The organism is Rhodoferax sp. (genome assembly GCF_010365055.1).
Lineage (GTDB): Bacteria > Pseudomonadota > Gammaproteobacteria > Burkholderiales > Burkholderiaceae_C > Rhodoferax.
The window spans coordinates 1-3,802 of sequence record NZ_JAAFHA010000175.1 but is presented as its reverse complement, the minus strand read 5'-3'; the positions used below and the strand labels follow the sequence as shown (position 1 = coordinate 3,802).

The following is a 3,802-nucleotide window of genomic DNA, read 5'->3' as shown; positions in this document are numbered from 1 at the left end:
CGGCAATGGCTTCCACGATAATTTGGGTCAAACTGGCCGAAATATTTTCGGCGGGCAAAAAAGACATAGATCAACTTATGAGCGAAGAATCAATCAAAACATCGAATGAGTTGATTCGCTGGTTAAAAATGCTGGCGTTACCTGTTTGGGCCAGATTCGCGCTGGCCTCAATTATGTTGCTGATTTTGGTCAGTGCGTTGGGGCTTTTGTTCTGGGGATTGCGTTATGGCGAGCACGAATCGATTTCCTCCTCGGTTGCGATGTTGACGGTGGGCTTGCCTGTCGGCCTGATCGTTGTGGCGCTGGTCTTTGGTGACGGTGGCGCTATCAAACTAAAGGCGCTGACTCAACTTGTTCTAAGCAGGGAAATTCCTGCGGCAATTCTGGAGAACTTGTCGGCCAGTGCCGATGACTCGCGTTACACCCATGCCGACATCAAAACAAAAATCCGCGGATGTATTGCTGACTATGTCTTTTCCGTCAACGATAAATTTTGTCGCGATGACAAGGGCGGCCATAGTGTGACACTGGAGTTCAAGCTCGAGCTCAATGTCAAAAAGGTGAATTTTGTGGTCTGGGTTCCGGCCACATTGGATCAAACCAGCCTCACGCTGTCAAAACGAATGGAAGGCTACCAGTCCTGCTTCTTCGGCGCGAGCAAAGAGGGCTACATCCAGAACCAGATACCGCTATATGGCGAGCGGGAGGGCTTTATCGGCTTGGTCTTCATCAAAACACTGGGGGATGATTTTTTGCTCGAACCTGGGCAAAGGCTTTACTTCGCGCAAGATTTCGCCTTTTTCATTCGCGCACTGCTGAGTGTCGAGGCACCTCATGGCTAAGTCCGTATTGGTCACGGGTGGCGCTCACCGGTTGGGCGCGCTGATTTGCCGTCAATTTGCACAAGCGGGTTGGGCTGTCTGGTGTCATTACCAGCAGTCCGCAGAGGTCGCAAAAGCGCTGTGCGATGAACTTTGCCAGCAGGGCTGGCAAGCCCGGTCGGTCCAGGCCGACCTGAGCGACGAAGCGCAGAGACAGCGCATGATGGACGAAATCGTATCCCAGGCGGGTCCCTTGCATTGCCTGGTCAACAATGCCTCAAGCTTCGATCCGGACAGCGCGGACAAGCTCAACATCAACGCAGCGCGAACGCAACTGGACGTGAATCTACTGGCACCCTTGTCACTCTCCAGCCTGATGGCCCAAAGTCTGCCGGCGCACTCGCCAGCAGGTGCGCGAAGCATCATTCATGTGCTGGACCAAAAGGTCTTTAACCTCAATCCTGATTATTTTTCCTACACCGTCTCCAAACTCGCTCTGGAGCGCTCGGTCGCGCTCCAGGCGCAGGCCCTGTCGCCGCGCCTCAGAGTGTGCGGTGTAGCGCCGGGTCTGATCTACCTGAGCGGACCTCAATCGCAGGCTAACTTTGACCGGGCCTGTCAGGTCAACCTGATGCGCCAGGCCACTGAGCCGCTGCAGGTAGCGGCCAGCTGTTTATTTTTGGCCGAAAATCCTTGCATCACCGGTGTCACCTTGGCCGTAGACAATGGCCAGCACCTGGTGCCCTTACCACGCGACGTGATGTTTGTGGTGGAAGACCTCCTGAAAGCCGCTCAATGACGCTTGATCCCTTGACTCATCTGGCGCTGACGTGCCGGCGAATTTTTCTACACGACCATGTGGTGCCGGTGCTGATTGGTGCCCATGACTTCGAGAAAGCACAAGCCCAACGTGTCATTTTCAACGTGGAACTGTTTGTGCCTTACCACCATTCCACACCAAAATCGGACCAGCTGGCGGAAGTGGTCGACTACGACTTCGTGCGGAAGGTTATCGCTAGTCGAGTCAGACTCGGGCATGTTGAGTTACAGGAGACATTGTGTGACGAACTGGCCAGCAGACTGCTCGCTCATCCCCATGTACAGGCGGTGCGGCTGTCAAGCTGCAAGCCCGATGTTTATCCGGACTGCAAGGGCGTCGGGGTGGAAGTCTTTTGCATCAAGGATATGTCGCTATGAAGTCCAGTCAAGGCCAGCAGACCCTCACCCTCACCGGCTTGCGCTTTGATGCCAACCTGGGCATTCTGGAAGCTGAAAAAGCCGCACCGCAGCCGATTCAGGTCGATGCCGAGCTGAGCCTGGGCGCGCAGCCGTTGCTGCCCCATGATGACGCCATCACCCGCGTGCTGGACTACCGCAAGGTGCGCAGAATCATCATTGAAGAATGCACCGCCGAGCACGTCAACCTGTTGGAGACCCTGATTGGCAAGCTGGCGAACCGCCTGATGCAACTGCCCGGCGTGCTGGGCGTGCGCGTGAGAATTGCCAAGCTGGAGATATTTGACGACTGCGAAGTCGCGATCCGCGTGGAAACCGGCCAGTGGTCAGAGAATTGAACAGGAACAAGATGATGAATGCCCTCTGGACAGACAACGAAACCCCAGCCGACGATTGGGCTCCCACCACGCCTGATGCCGCGCCAGACAGCGCACCGACAGCGCCTGAGCCCAGCCTCGGGCGCGAGGCGACGCAGCGCGCATCGCACGAAATCCACAAGCTGGAAAAGCGCCTGTGCCGCCAGGTCGGCCAGGCCATCATGGACTTCAACATGATTGAAGCGGGCGACCGCGTCATGGTCTGCGTCTCGGGCGGCAAAGACAGCTACGGCCTGCTTGACATCTTGCTCAAGATGCAAAAGCGCGCCCCGATTGACTTTGAGATCGTGGCCGTCAACCTGGACCAGAAACAGCCCGGCTTTCCGGCGCACATCCTGCCCGAGTACCTGGCCGCGCTTGGCATCGAGTTTCACATCGAGACGCAAGACACCTACAGCATCGTCAAGAAGGTCATTGCCGAAGGCAAGACCATGTGCAGCCTGTGCAGCCGCCTGCGCCGGGGCATCTTGTACCGGGTCGCCGACGAGCTCAAGATCACCAAGATTGCGCTCGGCCATCATCGCGACGACATGCTGCAGACCTTCTTCCTGAACATGTTCTTTGGCGGCAAGCTCAAAGGCATGCCGCCCAAACTGGTGAGTGATGACGGTGGCCACATCGTGATACGCCCGCTGGCCAACGTGGCCGAGAAAGACCTGACGCGCTGGGCCGCGCATCGCCAGTTCCCCATCATTCCCTGTTCCTTGTGCGGCAGCCAGGAGAATTTGCAGCGCCAGCTCATTGGTCAAATGCTGCGTGACTGGGAAAAGCAGTACCCCGGGCGCACCGAAACCATGTTCACCGCGCTGCAAAACGTGGTGCCCTCGCACCTGATGGACGCCACGCGCTATGACTTCAAGGGCATCAAAATAACCGGCGTGCCCGATACAGAGGGCGACCGGGTGTTTGACGAGGAGAGCTTCCCTGTTGCCAAGCTCGCGGGTGTCCGGGTGCTCGGTTCTGTTTGCTAAATTTATAGAAAATCTGCTGCTAGCCCTTATGAAATAAGCGTAAGCAGCTTCTATATTTATAGCATTTAATGCTTCAGATCAATTCGTTTCAATCCATCCCAACACCATGCACGCTACCCGCATCATCGCCGTCCGCCACGGTGAAACCGCCTGGAATGTCGACACCCGCATCCAGGGGCAACTCGACATCGAACTCAACGCCAAGGGCCATTGGCAAGTGCAGCGCCTGGCCAAGTCGCTGGCCCATGAGCCCATCAGTGCCATTTACACCAGCCATTTGCGCCGCGCAGTCGATACCGCACACGCAATTTCCAATGCCACCGGTCGCACGCTGCAGACCCACACCGGTCTGTGCGAACGCGGCTTTGGCGTGTTTGAGGGCAAGACCTTTGCCGAG

At 56.7% G+C, this 3,802-nt stretch carries 6 protein-coding genes; all 6 read left to right on the top strand.

All coding sequences use genetic code 11. From position 1 onward, the window contains the following. A partial coding sequence (locus GZ093_RS20555; protein WP_296489577.1) for a hypothetical protein occupies positions 1-842 on the top strand: 842 nt, incomplete at its 5' end. Beyond that, positions 835-1,620, top strand: a complete 786-nt coding sequence (locus GZ093_RS20550) for an SDR family oxidoreductase (protein ID WP_296489575.1) — start codon at positions 835-837, stop codon at positions 1,618-1,620. The genes GZ093_RS20555 and GZ093_RS20550, both read left to right, overlap by 8 nt. Continuing rightward, positions 1,617-2,018, top strand: coding sequence for a dihydroneopterin aldolase (locus tag GZ093_RS20545; protein WP_296489573.1), 402 nt, complete (start codon positions 1,617-1,619; stop codon positions 2,016-2,018). The genes GZ093_RS20550 and GZ093_RS20545 overlap by 4 nt, the downstream gene beginning before the upstream one ends. Then, positions 2,015-2,395, top strand: a complete 381-nt coding sequence (locus GZ093_RS20540; RefSeq protein ID WP_296489571.1) for a dihydroneopterin aldolase — start codon at positions 2,015-2,017, stop codon at positions 2,393-2,395. The genes GZ093_RS20545 and GZ093_RS20540 overlap by 4 nt, the downstream gene beginning before the upstream one ends. Before the next feature lie 14 nt (positions 2,396-2,409). After that, positions 2,410-3,405: a tRNA 2-thiocytidine(32) synthetase TtcA gene (gene ttcA / locus GZ093_RS20535; RefSeq protein ID WP_296489569.1), complete on the top strand. Its 996-nt coding sequence runs from the start codon at positions 2,410-2,412 to the stop codon at positions 3,403-3,405. Positions 3,406-3,511: 106 nt separating this feature from the next. Continuing rightward, positions 3,512-3,802: histidine phosphatase family protein (locus tag GZ093_RS20530; RefSeq protein WP_296489568.1), on the top strand; the 291-nt coding region annotated here is incomplete at its 3' end.